General features: G+C 56.7%; 13 protein-coding genes, 1 tRNA gene and 1 pseudogene. 10 read left to right on the top strand and 5 right to left on the bottom strand.

All coding sequences use genetic code 11. The features are described 5' to 3' along the window. Positions 1-3 precede the first annotated feature (3 nt). The 3 genes from QN370_RS11280 to QN370_RS20700 form a co-directional block, all read right to left on the bottom strand. Positions 4-1,734: a ShlB/FhaC/HecB family hemolysin secretion/activation protein gene (locus tag QN370_RS11280; protein ID WP_322127862.1), complete on the bottom strand. Its 1,731-nt coding sequence runs from the start codon at positions 1,732-1,734 to the stop codon at positions 4-6. Between the two features lie 272 nt (positions 1,735-2,006). Continuing rightward, a complete protein-coding gene (locus tag QN370_RS11275; RefSeq protein WP_322127863.1) occupies positions 2,007-2,831 on the bottom strand; it encodes a hypothetical protein in 825 nt (274 codons plus the stop codon). An 85-nt stretch (positions 2,832-2,916) separates the two neighbouring features. Then, positions 2,917-3,069, bottom strand: coding sequence for an H-NS histone family protein (locus tag QN370_RS20700; protein WP_416172145.1), 153 nt, complete (start codon positions 3,067-3,069; stop codon positions 2,917-2,919). Between the two features lie 97 nt (positions 3,070-3,166). On the opposite strand from QN370_RS20700, the gene QN370_RS11270 reads away from it, so the two are divergent. Continuing rightward, positions 3,167-3,505, top strand: a complete 339-nt coding sequence (locus QN370_RS11270) for a ribbon-helix-helix domain-containing protein (protein ID WP_322127864.1) — start codon at positions 3,167-3,169, stop codon at positions 3,503-3,505. A 346-nt stretch (positions 3,506-3,851) separates the two neighbouring features. Here the strand turns inward: QN370_RS11270 and QN370_RS11265 are convergent, their stop codons facing one another. Beyond that, positions 3,852-4,562 carry an SOS response-associated peptidase gene (locus QN370_RS11265; protein ID WP_322127865.1) on the bottom strand — a complete coding sequence of 237 codons (711 nt, stop codon included), beginning with the start codon at positions 4,560-4,562 and terminating at the stop codon, positions 3,852-3,854. Between the two features lie 98 nt (positions 4,563-4,660). Between QN370_RS11265 and QN370_RS11260 the strand changes: the two are divergent. The 3 genes and pseudogenes from QN370_RS11260 to QN370_RS11250 form a co-directional block, all read left to right on the top strand. After that, positions 4,661-4,834: pseudogene (locus tag QN370_RS11260) on the top strand (IS3 family transposase); the annotation flags it as partial. Positions 4,835-5,202: 368 nt separating this feature from the next. After that, a complete protein-coding gene (locus tag QN370_RS11255; RefSeq protein WP_323581723.1) occupies positions 5,203-7,212 on the top strand; it encodes an AAA domain-containing protein in 2,010 nt (669 codons plus the stop codon). A gap of 136 nt (positions 7,213-7,348) precedes the next feature. Next, positions 7,349-7,543, top strand: coding sequence for a hypothetical protein (locus QN370_RS11250; protein WP_416172146.1), 195 nt, complete (start codon positions 7,349-7,351; stop codon positions 7,541-7,543). A 279-nt stretch (positions 7,544-7,822) separates the two neighbouring features. Here QN370_RS11250 and QN370_RS11245 read toward each other — a convergent pair. Further along, positions 7,823-7,899 (bottom strand) — tRNA-Arg (locus QN370_RS11245). A 422-nt stretch (positions 7,900-8,321) separates the two neighbouring features. Between QN370_RS11245 and QN370_RS11240 the strand changes: the two genes are divergently transcribed. The 6 genes from QN370_RS11240 (at position 8,322) to QN370_RS11215 (ending at position 16,225) form a co-directional block, all read left to right on the top strand. Next, positions 8,322-8,933, top strand: coding sequence for a methylamine utilization protein (locus QN370_RS11240; protein WP_322127868.1), 612 nt, complete (start codon positions 8,322-8,324; stop codon positions 8,931-8,933). Between the two features lie 7 nt (positions 8,934-8,940). After that, on the top strand, positions 8,941-11,322 hold the full coding sequence (locus QN370_RS11235; protein ID WP_322127869.1) for an EAL domain-containing protein: 2,382 nt from the start codon (positions 8,941-8,943) through the stop codon (positions 11,320-11,322). Beyond that, positions 11,309-12,841, top strand: a complete 1,533-nt coding sequence (locus QN370_RS11230) for a histidine kinase (RefSeq protein WP_323581722.1) — start codon at positions 11,309-11,311, stop codon at positions 12,839-12,841. Before QN370_RS11235 ends, QN370_RS11230 begins: the two co-directional genes overlap by 14 nt. Beyond that, positions 12,834-13,481: a response regulator transcription factor gene (locus QN370_RS11225; protein ID WP_322127870.1), complete on the top strand. Its 648-nt coding sequence runs from the start codon at positions 12,834-12,836 to the stop codon at positions 13,479-13,481. Before QN370_RS11230 ends, QN370_RS11225 begins: the two co-directional genes overlap by 8 nt. 149 nt (positions 13,482-13,630) lie before the next feature. Further along, complete coding sequence (locus QN370_RS11220) at positions 13,631-15,214, top strand: GGDEF domain-containing protein (protein ID WP_322127871.1); 1,584 nt, start codon at positions 13,631-13,633, stop codon at positions 15,212-15,214. A 210-nt stretch (positions 15,215-15,424) separates the two neighbouring features. Next, entirely contained in the window at positions 15,425-16,225 is an 801-nt protein-coding gene (locus tag QN370_RS11215) for an HDOD domain-containing protein (protein ID WP_322127872.1), read from the top strand. Positions 16,226-16,227: the final 2 nt, after the last annotated feature.

Below are 16,227 nucleotides of genomic sequence, written 5' to 3'. Positions count from 1 at the left end.
TGTTTAAAAAGCGGCGGTCAGCGACAGGAACAGGTTGTGGTTCGCGGTACGAAAGCCCGCCGGCTTGTACAGCGGCGTGCCGTAGCTCAGGTCGCATTGCATGGCTTGCCACTTGCCGCGCAGGCCCAGCGCAGCACCCGCGAGCCGGTCGCCAATCAGCGTGGCAGCGCTGGCCCCCCACACGCGGCCCGCGTCGATGCCGGTATAGATCTGCATATCGAGACCTTCGACACCATCGAACCACTGCACTGGCAGTGCCAGTTCATTGCGCAGCATGGTGCCGCTCTCGGCCAGCAACACGCTGTCGCCATCGAAGCCGCGCACCGTGCTGCGGTTGCCGATCGCCATCTGGTCGGTCGACAACGTGGCATCAGCAGTCTGCTGCGCTCGCAGTACGCCGGTGTACTGGAACGGTAATTGCCCCAGCCGGAAGGACTGCTGATAGCGCCCCGACACCAGCCAGATCGACGGCCGCAGGGTGGGCCCGCCCTCCGGTACGCCGGCCAGGTCGTCCTGCGCCGATTGCCACGGTACGCCGCGCCGGTAGCCGATCTGCAGGTCGACACTGGCGTCGGTCAGCAAGCGCCGGAAGGTCACGCCGGTTTCCAGATTGGTGGTGCGCCGGCGCTGCACCACCAGCTCGACATCATCGAGATAGCTGGTGGCCCGGCGCAACTGCAGGCTCGCGTACGCGCCTGCCTTGGCCGAGCTAGTGCGCAGCAGCGTGCGCTGCCACTTCGCTTCGGTGGTGCGGCTGCTGCCGCTGGAGAGGAACTGCACGGTGGTGCCCTGCACGACCTGGGCGAACTGGCTGTTGGCGTTACTGATGCTGAAGGTGTCGTAGCCCCACGGGATGCTGTAATCGAACGCGACGTTCTGGCTGCGATGACGCTCGCCGAGCGCATCGATATTGCTGTTCACTGATAGCGACAGCAGGTCATTGAGTCCCAGCGGATTGTCGAGGCCAAGATTGCCCGAGAACTGCGGCTTGCCCAGCGCCCCTGTGCCGGAATTGTCGAGCGTGGCGCCGCCATGCAGGCGCTCGCGTAACGCTGATTCCTGGTGCCGAATCAGCAGCACGCTGGTGTCGGGTTGCTGGCCGGGCACCAGTTCGGTCGTGACATGCTGGCTAGCCAGCCGCTGCATCTGCTCGACGCCCTGCTCCAGGTCGCGCACGTTGACCAAGTCGCCTGGACTGGCCGGGAAGGCGTTGCGCCAGGTGCCCCAGGCGGTGTCTGGTACCGTTACCGGCTCGGTTGCCCCGGCCGCCTGGACCATGCGGATCTGCGCGATGCGCCCAACGTGCAACTGAAACTGCAGCGTGCCATCGGCCAGGTTCTGTGCCGGCAGCGTCACCTTCGTGGTCGCATAACCCAGTTCGATCAACTTTGCATCGAGCACCGACGCAATCCGGCTCAAGCCGGCAACGCCAACGCAGCGGTTTATATACGCCTGCGCGCTGTCGAGCAACCAGCCGAACTGGCAATAGCTCTCGCCGGTCAGTTTGATCTCGTGTATCACGAAGCACGGTGCTTCGACGGGCAGGACGGTGTCGAAGGACATGTCGCGGGACGGCTGCAGCACGTCGGCCGACGGCTCCAGCCGCGATTGCTGCTCGCGGCTGCGTTCTTCCTGGCGACGCAAGCCTTCCTGGGTCGCCGTAGCCGGCAGGACGCGTTGCGCCAGCGCGGTATCGCAGGCGATCAGGAGTGACAGGCATAAGGCTAGCGGCATCAGGAGATGCCGGCGGTACGCACTCAGAGAAGGAGTCAAGACGCGCTTTCGGGCTGGCGAAAGTTTGCGAGATGAAATTCACTCGTAATGGCCATGAGTGGTTTGCCGAAGAGAAATGCGCCAAATAATTTTTGTTTATTGGTTGCCTCCGGCTTTGGCAGTGATTTGGTAGCGACTTGGCAAGCATCGCTTTCAAGCGGAGAGCTTGAGCGACGCGCTTCTGCGAGCGGCCATGTCCGTATTACGTGCGCACCACCCCAAGTAGTCGCAATTTAACTGAACAGAGCGGACAAGCTGTCACCCGCGCTAGCATCGACCACCGCTGGCGCACTGGTATCGACGCACAGCGTCACGCTGGCGTCGCGCCTGTTTATCTGCTCGCAAAGGAACAGGAAGAATTCGATCGGTAGCAAGGCCAATTGCACCGCGGTAAACAGCGCCTTGTTCAACAGACGCAGGTAAGTCATTTGCAGCACGCGCGCAGCGATCGGCGTGTCGTATTTGTTGTAAGTCAGCACTGTACGTTTCTGCGTATTGATGGAATGAGTACATAGGTTGGCGCAGCGCGTGCCGGCAGAACGGATGTCGATCATGTCGGTGCCGCTACGAATTCTGATCTTGACAACGTCACCACGATTGTCCAATGCCTTTTCGACGTGGATGTCCAGTGACGTATTCTGACAGGCTAACAGTGTGCTCACGATGTTGAGGATGGCTGCGCGAGCAGGTGGCAGCGTGGGATTATCCTGTGACCAGGCAGCGAGGTCTTCGCGCCATCGGACCGTCTCGCGCGAAATTTCACCCGCCAGGAACCTGACCAGGTTCCGTTTTTTTTCTGAAGTATGATCCTCTCGGGTATACACACCGACAGTCCCCTCCCGATTAAGCGTAATGCGCAAATCAGCCGCATCGATAATGGTGCCGGAGCTGTTGCAGATACCATACTGCAGTAGCACCTCGAGCGACGACCCAGACCAGACCAGCTGCCGGATCTGCGCCAGACGTGGCGGTGAAAAATCATGATGCAGAATCATCAATGCACTGATCGCTGGTAGGGCCCAGGCACGCGCTACTGCTGTCTCGTCGTCGATCATCATGGTAATCAAATCATGCCACCAAAGTACTACCTAAAAATTACACTTCCTCTGCGCTTCAGGGGAATCTCTCATTGATGACAAAATACTACTTAATCAGGCAGGACTCGAGGTCGTTGACCAGCCACAGTGGTTTTTTTCCGCGACCTGACCACGTTTTTCCAGTTGCCACGTCACGATACTTTGCGGGGACAGCGACCTTGGATTTCGTCTGTTTCGTTTCCTGGGGTTCGAGGTGCAATAGAACAGTTATGTTGTGCTGGGCATAAACGTTCTATTGCACATCAAACCCCGGTGTAGCTCAATTTGTCACAGCATTGAAAAAATCAAAAAAGTATATGTTGCCTACACAGGGCGACGAACAAGCGATATCGTTGAAGATGGATTTCATTACTCAGGAAACAGTGATGGCACAGCTTGAGACTAAAGTATTTACTGCACACGTACCGCTGCCACTGGCCGAAAAAGTCGATCAGTTGGCAGCCCGTCTTGAACAGTCGCGAGGCTGGATCATTAAACAGGCGCTGTCAGCCTGGATCGGGCGGGAAGAGGAGCGCAGTCGCTTGACTCGCGAAGCTCTGGCCGACGTGGATACCGGCCAAGTGATTGATCACCAGTCCGTGCAGGTATGGGCTGATAGTTTCGACACCGAGAACCCGTTGCCCGTACCGCGCTGATGGAATTAAAGTGGACCAGCAAGGCCTTGTCCGATCTGGCCTGACTTTACGACTTCTTAGCGCCGACTTAGCGCCGGTAAACAAGAGAGCAGCAGCGCGTACCGCCCATTCGTGGGCGGCTGCACCTTCAAATTTTCTAGTGAACCCGCACATCGGGGAATGCCTTGACGAATTCGAGCCGTGCGAGGTGCGTCGAATCCTCGTCGGGCACTATGAGATACGTTATGAGATTCAGGATTGCACCACCTATGTGCTACGTCTGTGACATGCCCGCGGGGATCGGAAAAACGGCCATATGGCCGATCGTGCAGAATCGGTGATCCGGCGGCGGATTGACAGCCGGCACTCACATCCCCGGAAAACCTTGTTGCGCGGCCTCGTATGTGTTGACCTGCACCTTGCCACCCTGACGGTCCGCCTTCGGTGCCGCCTGCGCGGTAAGCGACTCCGCCGGATACGGTACGAAGAACGCTGGCGCGTCCTGGCACCCGCTGTCGAGCCAGGCATCGAGCTTGTCCGGTGGCAGCACCACCACCATGCGCTTTTCGTCCCCCAGCTTATGAAAACGTCGCATTAGCGGATGCTCGTCGGCATTGATCGTCAGCATCGAAAACGACAATAACGGCGCCCCGTCCGGTCCGGCCCGAGATTCCCATATACCCGCGATCCCCAACGGTGACCCATCGGTATGCGCAATGGCGAACCGTACCGCGTTGCCGCTCTCATAGTTCGGTTCATAAATCACCTGCGCTGGGATGACGCAAAATCGGCCATGCCGATAAGCATCCCGGAAACTCGGTTTGCTGGCCACCGTCTCGCTGCGCGCATTGTAGGTCCGGCGTGCCAGCGTACTGTCAGCCCAGTGCGGTACCAGACCGAACATTGCCAAGTCTACTGTGCGGCGGCGAACGGTTGTGTTCGTTACGTCACCGCCGCGGCGGATAATCGGTGCCAGCGACCCCGGATAGGCTTCCGCCGGGTCGGCGCAGATGGGCAAAGTGGTGCCGAAATAATCCTCGAGGTCGGCACGGGTGGGAGGCTGGTAGTTAGCGCACATAGCCTGAAGCGTACCTGTTTTCGGTGAGCGTTGACGATACTCCGTGAGAGGGGCCACGATCAGCGCCACCCGCTCGGCATCATGCTGCGACCCGACCAGATAACGCTTGCAGCGAGACGCTCTTTGGATTATCAAAAGTGGAGCGGTTGCAGGGGCTAAGACTCAAAACTTGGCGTGCTGCCAAGGATGAGACTATTGCCTGGCTGCTTTGGTATAACCGGACTCGGTTGCATTCGACGCTGGCCTGTATCAGCCCGGTACATTTCGAGTAAAACTGACTTGCCAATTCCCAACGGGTGGCACCCTCGTGTGACGCGATAGACTAATTTTTGATCACCATGCCCAAATCTGTTCGATGCCGAATCAAAGCTTGCGAAACCTGCAAAGCCGTCAGTTCAACTCTTTACCGGGTGGTGCAAGACGACACCGCTGCGTGGACCCTGATTTGCCAGGCATGCCGGACCCAAGTGGAGCGACATCCCAGCTACCGCTATGGCGGCACATGGAAGGCCAACAAGCGGCATTGATCGCCACCCCACGTCAAAGCAAGCCAAGACCTCTCCCTGTCTGATGAAGCATCAGCTGCTTGGGTTAAACTCCCGCCTGTTATCAAAACCGTGAGCGGTTGAGTCCCCGCTCCTTGCCTTTGTCCTCTCCCCCCTTTCCTTTGGCTGACCAAGACCCCACCCCCTCCGCCCCCTGCGCTGTTCAACATGAGTTACGCCATGTGCGTGCACTCATGCAACTTGAACAAAAGGAAGACCAAGCGCAGTTCAAACTCAACAATGCCAGTGCAACCATCAAGGAACGCCGCCGGCGTGGCTTGACCTGGTATCCCGTCACCATTACCCAGGAAGACATCGGTTTTGGCGGCAAAGTGGTCTTGGAGCTAGAGCGCCCTGCGCATCGGCAAGACCTGCACTTGTTTCAGGTAGGCAAAAATGCTTCGTTGTTCAGTGACGCACCAGGCAACTCAGGGCCTGACCGACAAGTACTGAGCGGCGTAGTGACGAGCGTGCGGCGCAACAAGCTGCTGCTGGCCACCACCAAAGAAGCGCTGCCCGACTGGGCACTGGACGGCAGCACACTGGGCATTGACCTCACCTTTGACGAAGTGAGCTACCGCGAGATGAACCAGGCCCTGAGCGCGGTCATGCTTGCACACGGTAACCGCTTAGCCGAACTGCGCGACGTGCTGCTGGGTGCCAGGCCGGCCAGCTTTCGCGAGCACAAAGCCGACGACTTTTTTTTCCCCAGTGCGCTCAATGACTCGCAGCTGGCGGCTGTGCGCCATGTGGTTTCCGCCCAGGACGTGGCCATCATCCATGGCCCGCCCGGCACGGGAAAAACCACCACGCTGGTGCAAGCCATTCTGGAAACCATCCGGCGCGAGCGGCGCGTGCTGGTAAGCGCCTCCTCCAACACTGCCGTAGACCTGCTGACCGAAAAGTTGGCCGAGCGCGGTGTCAACGTGATCCGCCTAGGCAACCCCAGCCGCGTGTCGGACTTGCTGCTCCAGCACACCCTCGATGCCGGTGTGATGGCCCACGCCAGCTACAGCAAGATGCATGCGATGCGCCAAACCGCTGAGCAGCACCGCGACACTGCCAACGAACACGTACGCCACTTTGGTTTCGAGGAGCGTCAGCATCGCCAATGGCTGAGGGAAGAAGCGCGGACGCTGCGCCAGGCCGCCGACGATTTGGAGCGCTTCATGATCGAGGACGTGCTCGAGTCGGTGCAAGTTATCACCTGCACGCTGGTGGGTGCCAGCAACCGCCACATTCGCCACCTGATCTTTGAAACCGTCTTCATCGACGAAGCCGCCCAGGCCTTGGAGCCGGGTTGCTGGATTCCCATTGCCAAGGGCCAGCGCATTGTTTTGGCAGGCGATCACCATCAGCTACCGCCCACGGTGAAAAGCGAAAAAGCCGCCCGCGAAGGCTTGCGCGAAACTTTGTTTGAAAAGTGCATCCAGCGACAGCCGCAGACGGCCCGCATGCTGACCGTGCAATACCGCATGCACGAGCACATCATGGGCTTCAGCTCAGAGAAGTTTTACGGTAGCCAGCTGGTGCCGCACTTTAGCGTGCGCCATGCAGGCTTAGCGGCTTACGACCCGCGTTTTGCACCCGACCTGCCTATGGAATTCATCGACACGGCCGGTTGTGGCTTTCTGGAGATGGCTATTCCCGAAAGCCGTTCAACGGCCAACCCCAAAGAAGCCCACTTGCTGCTGCAGCGCCTTGCGCAACTGCTTGAACCCTACGACTCAACTGAACCCCAACAGGCCCCGCTCACCATCGGCGTGATTGCACCGTACCGCGCCCAAATCAACTACTTGAAGGACGCTATCGAAGACAGCGCCGCGCTCAATGATTTGCTGCTGCAACGCAGGCTCAGCGTGGGCACCGTCGATTCGTTTCAGGGCCAGGAGCGCGACATCATTGCCATTTCATTGACGCGCAGCAACACTCAGGGCGAGATCGGCTTCCTCTCCGACATCCGCCGCATGAACGTGGGCATGACCCGCGCACGGCGCAAGCTGTTGCTGGTCGGCGACTCTTCCACGCTCTGTTGCCATCCGTTTTTTGTGGACTTGTTGGCCTATGTCAAGCGCATAGGAGGCTATTCTAAAATCGCAGGATGATGGGCGTCGGTGCACTTCAAAATTCGGAAAGGGACAGACGTTACGATGCGAGGCAATATTTGCTGAGTCATTCCGATGCCAAACAAGCACAACACCGACCGCCGCATTCAAGATAGCGCTGTGCCAAACAGAAGGCTTGATGGCGTCGGCACTGACATTGATGATTCTGAAGGTTTCTGTCCCGGATCACACGACGGTCAGTCGCCGATCGGTCGGGTTGCCGATCATGAAATCAGCGTCGGTGCCAGACGTCTGGTGGTGGAGTTTCCCGCCTATCGAGGTGTCGGCACAAATTAGATCATTACAGTTGCGGCAATCCGTGAAGGCATGAAGCTGATGCAAACAGCGTTTGCCGGAATGCTAGGATCTCAGTGCAGACGTTACAGGGACGGGAGTCGTTACGGAATGAACCAGAAGGAGCGACGCGGGTGCTGCTGCTTGCGAAGTATCAGCCGAAGGCGATTGTTAAGGCATTCCGACTGGCGGGGAAGCTGTAGATAGACGGGGAATTGTGGCCTAGCCTCTGCGCAAGTGTCACCATTAGTGTCACCACTGACCCAGAAACCAGAAAGGGATTACAAGCCTAAGCTTGTAACCCCTCGGAATTTACTGGTGCGGCTGGCAGGAATCGAACCCACGACCCCTTGGTTCGTAGCCAAGTACTCTATCCAGCTGAGCTACAGCCGCGCAGAACCGAACTATAGCCGACCTCACTTCTTTTTGGAAGTCTTGGGGCAGGAAACTTGCTCTTTTTTTTGTCAGTGCTCCTGCATCACCAGAAAGATCATTGTCTTGTAAGATCGAAAGCTTCAACAGACACCGATGCTTTTACTCGAACGCAATTGATAGGGAGCAATCCCTTGTAGCCAAAAATACCGGCAAACAGGCGCAAAATCAGCCCGACAAGAAATTCTGAACTTTTGAGTCGAGGAACAACCAATGAAGCAGAATTCAAAAAAACTTATGCTAAAGTCCTGATGGTTTGTGTAGTGTTGCTCGACATCATTACGCCGAGTTGATTGTGGTTTGACCGACCAATTGGTGTCTTACCCTCGATCAACACCCCCCCCCCTCTTTTCGCCCACAATTACATCCGTTTAATTTGCCCAATGAACCCACTTTCCTCTGCTGCAACGCGACTAGTGATACTCAGCGTCGTATTTGCATCAACCACAACTACAGCCGCCTCACTCACCGTGCAGGTAGATGCTGGTAATAGTGTGGTTGTTACGGATGCCGTGGTCTATCTGGAGTCCGCATCGGGGCAGGCATTGCCGAAAATGGCACGTCCAGCCCAAATTGAACAAAAAGGTCGGGTATTCATTCCGGCGGTGACGGTGATCCAATCGGGCGCTTCGATTTCGTTTCCGAACAATGACACGGTGCGGCATCAAGTCTATTCATTCTCGCCGGCCAAAGTATTCGAACTGAAACTGTATTCGGGAGCCGGTGGTGAGCCACTCTTGTTTGACAAGCCTGGTACGGTCGTTATTGGATGCAATATCCATGACAAGATGTCGGCCTATATCCAGGTGGTCGATACACCTTACTTTGCGAAAACCGACAACAGTGGAAAAGCAGTCATTGACAATTTACCGGCAGGGAAATACAACCTGAAGGTCTGGTATCGGACAATTTCGCCTGGCATTCCGGTTCCGGAACAAGCCATTTCGTTCGCAGGCATTGACGCCACGACTTCGTTTTTGTTGAACAAGAAATAGGATTTTCATGCGCTTGCGCAGTCTTGAAAGCAGGATAGTCGCGCTGTTCCTGGTGCTCGTGCTCATTGTGCAACTGGCCGGATTCATTGCGATTCACACCGGGATCAATGAAAATGCCCGCAAAGCAGTCGCCAATGAATTGGTGATCGGAGAACGGGTATTTCTCCGCCTGATGCAACAGAATGCAGACAATCTGGTCACCGGCGCGCGCGTACTGGCGCTTGATTACGGGTTCCGGCAGGCCGTCGGCAGCGATGACAATGAAACCATTACTTCCGTACTGGAAAATCACGGAGCAAGAATTGGTGCAACGCTGACCCTGCTCATTGGCATCGACCGCGAAATCAAAGCCACTACAGCGACATTGACCAGCGCGGGATTCAAGCAATCCATCCTCGCTCTGGTCGAGGAAGCTGACCACTCCGGTAGCGCCAACGGAGTGCGACTAGTCGACGATAAGCCATACCGGATCGTCGTCATTCCGGTGAAAGCACCCCAAACCATCGGCTGGGTGGCCATGGCATTTCCGATTGATCAGCAGCTGATCAATGACATGCACGAATTGTCTTCGCTCCAGGTCGCTATTGTGAGCCGGGATCAAGCGGGTGCCTGGACCACGAAAGAATCAACGTTCACGACCACTGAGGCGGCCAACCTCAGCGAGCGCTTGCAGGATTTTCCGCCTGCCCCTGCCAACTTTGGCGTCCTGAACATTGCTGGAAATGAATATAGTTACCGTAACAGGGTTCTTGCCGCTAACGAGGAACATGTCGCGAATGTCCTGCTGCTGCAATCAATCAATGCCGCCGTTGCACCCTACGACCGTTTGCAACTGACATTACTGATCTTGACCGCCATCTGCACCTTGCTGGCAGTTTTTTTCAGCAAGGTGGCCGTGCGGCGCATCACTGGTCCCCTGCGCGAACTGACAGAGATTGCCAAACAGCTAGGCAAAGGGGATTACGAGGGCCGGCTTGAAATCCGTCGCAAGGATGAAATCGGCGAACTTGCGCGGGCGTTCGACAGCATGCGCGATGATATCTCCCGACGCGAATTTGAAACCAACCGACTAGCCTACTGGGATACGCTCACTAATCTACCCAACCGTCCGCAATGCGTGAAGCTCATCAGCGCAGCAGTCGAACAGGCAGACAAGGCTGGCGGACATTGCTATGTGCTGATACTGAACCTCGACCGCTTCAAGAACGTCAATGATGTACTCGGCCATCAGATTGGCGATGATCTGTTGCGCAAGGTTGCCGAGCGTTTGAAAGAACAACTTGACGGCGGTACAGGCCAGCTAGCGCGCCTGGAAGGCGACGAGTTTGCGATCGTGCTGCCACTGACCAACCTGCGCGCCTGCCAGATGGTGGCGCAGCAAATCCTGATATCGCTGGAACAGCCCATTTCGCTGGACGACCAAACCGTAGATCTCGGTGCCGGCATTGGCATCGCCGGCTTCCCGGAGCATGGTACGGACGCAGAAGCATTAGTGAGCCATGCCGAAATTGCCATGTATGCCGCCAAGAAAAGTGGCAATGAAGCAGTGGTCTATCATCCGGCCATCGACAAGAGCAGCGACCAGAATCTGTCGTTGCTGAGCGAATTGCGGCACGCCATTGAAAACAACGAATTCCGCTTGCAAATGCAACCGAAGATTTTGCTCGACTCTGGTGAAGTCGTCGGTGCGGAGGCGCTGATACGCTGGGTTCATCCCGAGCGTGGCATGATTTTTCCGGATGATTTCATCCCGTTCGCTGAAAAATCCGGTTTTATCCGGACGATGACGCTATGGATACTGGAACAGTCAGCGGCACTCTGCAGTCAATTGATTGCGCGCGGTCTGCATCTCAAAATCTCCATTAACCTGTCGACCCGCGATTTGCTCGATCAGGATTTACCTCACAAATTTGCCGCTATCCTGCAACGCCATCAGGTAACTGCGCAATCATTTTGCCTCGAGATAACCGAGAGTGCCATCATGGATGATCCGGTACGGGCGCTGCAAACGCTCGAACGCCTGCATGCAATGAACGTCGAGTTATCAATTGATGACTTCGGCACCGGTTACTCGTCACTGGCTTACCTGAAACGCCTGCCCGTCGATGAACTGAAGATCGACAAGTCTTTCGTGATGAACATGGAACACGATCGCGATGATGCCCAAATCGTACGGTCGACCATCGACCTCGGCCACAACATGGGACTGCGCGTCGTCGCCGAAGGAATCGAGAGCAAGGAAGCGTGGAGCTTGCTGGAGGCGATGGGGTGCGATCAGGGTCAAGGTTACCTGATCAGCAAACCGATGCCGGCCGAACAACTGGCTGACTGGGTCGAGCGATGGGTGCCATCCAGCAGGAGCGTCACACCGATTAATGCCACAAGCTAGGAGGATTGACTTGTCACCGTCGCAGCCCGTTAAAAACAGCGCGCATTGGCTGTCCGTCGCCATGCACGAAAGCTTCGACGAGATCAGTCTGCTCGGCTTGGAGGATTTTGATTTCCTCGCGTCAAACCAGTCTGCGCAAAACAACCTCCAGTACAGTGAGACGGAGCTACAACGCCTGCACTTGCGTGATATCGCTCCAGAACTCGATGCGCAAAGAATGACGAGATTATTAGCGCAACTGCACCCCGACAAGCACGCCACGGTCGCCATAGAAACGGTGCTGCTTCGCAAGGACGGCTGCTTGTACCCAGGAAACATACGATTTTTACTTTGCCGCCACGAAGAAAAACCAGCGGTATTAATGATCTGCAAAGATCAAAGCGCGTTGCAGGCATCGGCGGCGGCGTTGGGACTGATCGAAGCACGTTTTCGTGCCATCGTGTCAAATACCCCCGGCCTGGTCTATCAATTCCGGCTGATGCCGGACAGCACGATAGCGTTTCCGTACCTGAGCGACGCTTGCCATGCCCTGCTTGGTATCAGTCCGGAGCACCTGCACGCTGATCCGGGTCAGTTCATGGCGTTGATCCTGCCCGACGACAGAGCGTCGTATCTGGCATCGATGCAGGCCTCAGCGGATGGCAGCCGGAGCTGGAACTGGGATGGTCGACTCTGGATAGAGGAATGGAAGGATATCAAATGGATCAATCTGCGTGCGATGCCACGCGTGCGGCCTGATGGCAGCATACAGTGGGAGGGCATCATGACCAACATTACCCAAAGTAAGCTCGAACAGACAGAAATCAAGCGTTCGCGGGCGCAACTGGCGGAGCTATCCGCCCACATTGAACGCGTCAAGGAAGAAGAACGGACACGCATTGCCCGCGAAATACATGACGATCTTGGCGGCAACCTGACTGCCATCAAAATGGCTTTGGCATTGCTAAAACGCCGACTGCCGGACGACCCTGGCCTGACCGACAAGGCCGATTACGTCGACTCGCTGGTCGACCGGACGATCGAGTCCATCCACCGCATTTCGGTCGACCTGCGACCCAGCGTCCTCGACTTCGGTATCGTTGCCGCCATCGAATGGCAAGCGATCGAGTTTGAGAAGCAACTCGGCATTCCATGCCACGTCTTCAGCAGCGACAACGACATTGACCTGCCACCGGAACAATCGAGTGCCTTGTTCAGGATATTTCAGGAATCGCTCAACAATATCAGCAAGCATGCCCATGCCAGCACCGTTGAGGTACGCCTGATCCGCAACCAGCGCGGCATTCGAATGGAAATCAGCGACAATGGCAAAGGAATTGCGGTACGCGACCGGCAAAAACCGGCCTCATTCGGTATTCGCGGAATGATCGAACGCGCCAAAGCGCTTGGAGGCAGTCTGTCAGTCAGTAATCTGTCGACGGGCGGCAGCAAGGTGGCGATCCGTATTCCGCTTCCGGTCTCGCAGGAGCGATCAACGAAAGACATTACGCAGGCAAAGAAAAAGCCAGCCCATGAATAAGAAAGAATTAATCCGGGTACTCATCGCGGACGACCACGCCATTGTTCGCGAGGGCCTCAAGCAGATCCTGGCCGACACCAAGGACATTGTCGTCGCCGGTGCGGCCGAAAATGGCCTGGACGCCGTCAAGCTGGCCCGTGCAGGCGAAGCCGATGTATTGCTGCTCGATATTTCGATGCCAGATCGCAGCGGCATTGAGGTGCTCAAGCAAATCCGCAAGGAATATCCGGCCATCGCGGTCCTGATGTTGTCGATGCACCGTGAAGACCAGTACGCCATCCGTTCGCTCAAAGCCGGTGCCTCCGGTTACCTGAACAAGCAAAGCGCTCCGGCCGAACTGGTCAATGCCATTCGCCAGGTAGCCTCCGGACGCAAGTACATCAGCACTGAACTGGCCCAGGAGCTGGCGAATCAGGTTGGCGACGATCGCGAGATCCCGGCCCACGAAACCCTGTCCGACCGTGAATACCAGACGCTGACGATGATTGCGTCGGGAAAAACGGTGACCGATATCGCGAACGAACTCGTGCTGTCGGTCAAGACCATCAGCATGTACCGTTCGCGCCTGTTACAAAAAATGAAGTTGCGTCACAACGCGGAGCTCACCCACTACGCAATCAGAAATCATCTGGTTGATTGATCGCCTCGCCTGCTGCCAGTCACTCGTTCCAGCTACCACCTGATAGCTACCTAATGACATCAAAATTAACCATTAATCAATCCGATAAAAACCTTAACTCGGTGTAATATCACGCTTCAATGTCATGACTTATGAGCAGGGTTGGCCATATGAAATCAAAAGTCGTCACCGCGGCCTCCACGCAAAATCCTACCGAACTGGCTCGAGAAACGTTTCGTCAATTGGCCGTGCGCAAGATGGTGCCAACACCCGATGCCTATCGCCTAGTCTACGAAGAGATTGCCGGTGCCAGTAACGATCCAAGCGCCGAACGTACCCTGATTCAGTTTGCCAGCGCGTTGCTCGAGCTCACCACCGAACTCGATGACGTGAACGGTTTTGGCAAGCGCTTCGAACTGGCCGCCAGCGCGCGCGACTGGAGCGCGTACTCCACTGCACTCTCTGAACTGATTGTTGCGCACCTGACTCGTCTTGACTCACCACCACTGATTGTTAAATCGTCGCCCGTGAGCGCCCCGGCATCCGAAAACGACCAGCCACGCACCCTGCGCGATCTGCTCTCACGCACGCTGTTGATGGCCGTTGCCGCCTTGCTCACCACGACACCAGAACTGGCAGACGAAGCCGAGTCGCTCGGACGGGCAGTCAAGGAAGCACTGACTGACGACAGTCTCGAGGAGGTAGGCAACCGGCTACGGCAGCTTTGTTTCAAGATCGAAATGCGCGCCGGTGACGTCGCCGAAGAACAGGAACTGCTGCTCCGCCTGTTCAAGCTGTTACTGGACAATGTCAGCGAACTGACTGAAGAGGACAGCTGGCTGCATGGCCAGGTCGAGAGCGTACAACATCTGCTGACGGGGCCGATCAATCATCATGCGCTGCAAGATGCGACACGCGACATGAAAGACGTGATTTACAAGCAAGGCACACTCAAGCACAGCCTGACGGAAGCCAAGGTCACCGTCAAAAACATGATGATCACCTTCATCGACCGCCTGGGCGCACTCGCCGCCAGCACGGGCGATTATCACGAAAAGATCGAGGCCTATTCGCTCAAAATCAGCCTGGCCAGCGACATCTCTACCCTCAATGCCATCCTCGATGACGTAATGCGTGACACGCGCCAGGCCCAATTCGATACCTTGCAGTCACGCGACGATATGCTCGTCGTGCGTCAGGCTGCAGAAACGGCCCAACAGCGTATCCACGAGCTCGAATTAAGTCTGGCGGAATTGAGCGATCTGGTGCGCGAAGACCAGCTCACCGGCAGCTTGAACCGACGTGGCCTGGACGATGTATTCGATCGCGAACTGGCACGCTCCGACCGACGTATGTCGCCACTGTGCATCGCGATGCTCGATCTGGACGACTTCAAACGTCTCAACGATACCCACGGTCACATCGCCGGCGACGAAGCACTGGTCTATCTGGTGCGCGTGATCAAGGACACGCTGCGAACGATGGATGTGCTTGCCCGTTTTGGCGGAGAAGAGTTCCTGATCCTGCTGCCCGACACAACCATAGAAGAAGCCACCCGGACCGTGACCCGCCTGCAGCGTGAACTCACCAAGCGCATTTTCATGCACAACAATGAGCGCATCCTGATCACCTTCAGCGCCGGCGTGGCACTACGCGACGGGGCCGAAGACAAAATCAAACTGCTCAAGCGCGTCGATACTGCGCTGTATCAGGCAAAACGGGCCGGCAAGAACCGCGTCATGAGCGCTGATTGACGTCGATGAGGGGACGCACTGCGGAGTTTGCTTCCTCTCACGTGAAGTTCAGCCTGGCGTCTCACGTGCTCGCCAGCATGGATCACTCAATAGTTTTTCGCAGACCATTACTGACAATTTGCCTGCGCACTGGAAAGCTCTCGAACACCGCACTGCCTTTGTTACGACGCGCAGCTTTGTGCTGCCAATGAAGCCATCAGGGGGACGACCATGCCTACACTCGATTTCTTTTTTTCCAACGTCAAGTTGCCCACGCTGTCAGAAGTGGCGCATGCACTGATCAACACGCTCAACGATGACAACAGTTCCGTGCAACAGGTCAGTGACCTCATCGCCCGTGATCCGGCGATGACGGCCAAATTGCTGCGGCTGGCCAATAGCGCCGCATTTGGTTTGCCGCGCGGCGTCAGTTCGATCGATGACGCGATTTCGCTGGTGGGGATGAGCAAAGTACGTACGCTCTCGATGGCATCGTGCTTGTGCGATGCATTCCCTTTGCTGCCGGGCCTCGACCCGCGAGAATTCTGGAGCACCAGCATGGCGACCGCCGGCTACGCGCAGTGGATGGCAAAAGGCATCGGTGCCGATTCGCAGCAAGCCTGGCTAACCGGCATGATGTTACGTCTGGGCGAACTGCTGATCGGTCAGGCTGATCCGGTCGTCCTGAAAGAAATTGAAAAAATGCCGCATCTGCCCGGTGGGCGCTGGGAACGCGAAAAAAACCTGTCCGGCTTTTCCGAGGGACAGATCACGGGTGAACTGGCACGTCGCTGGAATTTCCCTGTCGAGATCGTGACGGCACTGCAGCAATCGTTCGACCCCTTGTCGCATCGGCCATTTTCACGCCTTGCGGCCATTGTTCACCTGTCGGGCTTGCTGGCCGATACACCGCACGCGACAGTCAAAGCGCTCGATGATCTGCCCGAAGACCTGGTCCGGGCCTTGTTGATGGATGGCGAATGGCTGCATGCCAAATTCCCCAACGAAGACACCTTCATCCGCATGCAATAAAC

It is taken from the genome of Actimicrobium sp. CCI2.3 (genome assembly GCF_035019065.1).
Taxonomy (GTDB): domain Bacteria; phylum Pseudomonadota; class Gammaproteobacteria; order Burkholderiales; family Burkholderiaceae_D; genus Actimicrobium.
This window is presented reverse-complemented; position numbering and strand designations above follow the sequence as displayed.

What these genes read in the sequence shown, in the direction of transcription:
- QN370_RS11280 (WP_322127862.1), bottom strand. Translation starts at nt 1,734, where the DNA reads ATGCCGCTAGCCTTATGCCTGTCACTCCTGATCGCCTGCGATACCGCG.
- QN370_RS11275 (WP_322127863.1), bottom strand. Translation starts at nt 2,831, where the DNA reads ATGATGATCGACGACGAGACAGCAGTAGCGCGTGCCTGGGCCCTACCA.
- QN370_RS11270 (WP_322127864.1), top strand. Translation starts at nt 3,167, where the DNA reads ATGTTGCCTACACAGGGCGACGAACAAGCGATATCGTTGAAGATGGAT.
- QN370_RS11265 (WP_322127865.1), bottom strand. Translation starts at nt 4,562, where the DNA reads ATGTGCGCTAACTACCAGCCTCCCACCCGTGCCGACCTCGAGGATTAT.
- QN370_RS11240 (WP_322127868.1), top strand. Translation starts at nt 8,322, where the DNA reads ATGAACCCACTTTCCTCTGCTGCAACGCGACTAGTGATACTCAGCGTC.
- QN370_RS11235 (WP_322127869.1), top strand. Translation starts at nt 8,941, where the DNA reads ATGCGCTTGCGCAGTCTTGAAAGCAGGATAGTCGCGCTGTTCCTGGTG.
- QN370_RS11230 (WP_323581722.1), top strand. Translation starts at nt 11,309, where the DNA reads ATGCCACAAGCTAGGAGGATTGACTTGTCACCGTCGCAGCCCGTTAAA.
- QN370_RS11225 (WP_322127870.1), top strand. Translation starts at nt 12,834, where the DNA reads ATGAATAAGAAAGAATTAATCCGGGTACTCATCGCGGACGACCACGCC.
- QN370_RS11220 (WP_322127871.1), top strand. Translation starts at nt 13,631, where the DNA reads ATGAAATCAAAAGTCGTCACCGCGGCCTCCACGCAAAATCCTACCGAA.
- QN370_RS11215 (WP_322127872.1), top strand. Translation starts at nt 15,425, where the DNA reads ATGCCTACACTCGATTTCTTTTTTTCCAACGTCAAGTTGCCCACGCTG.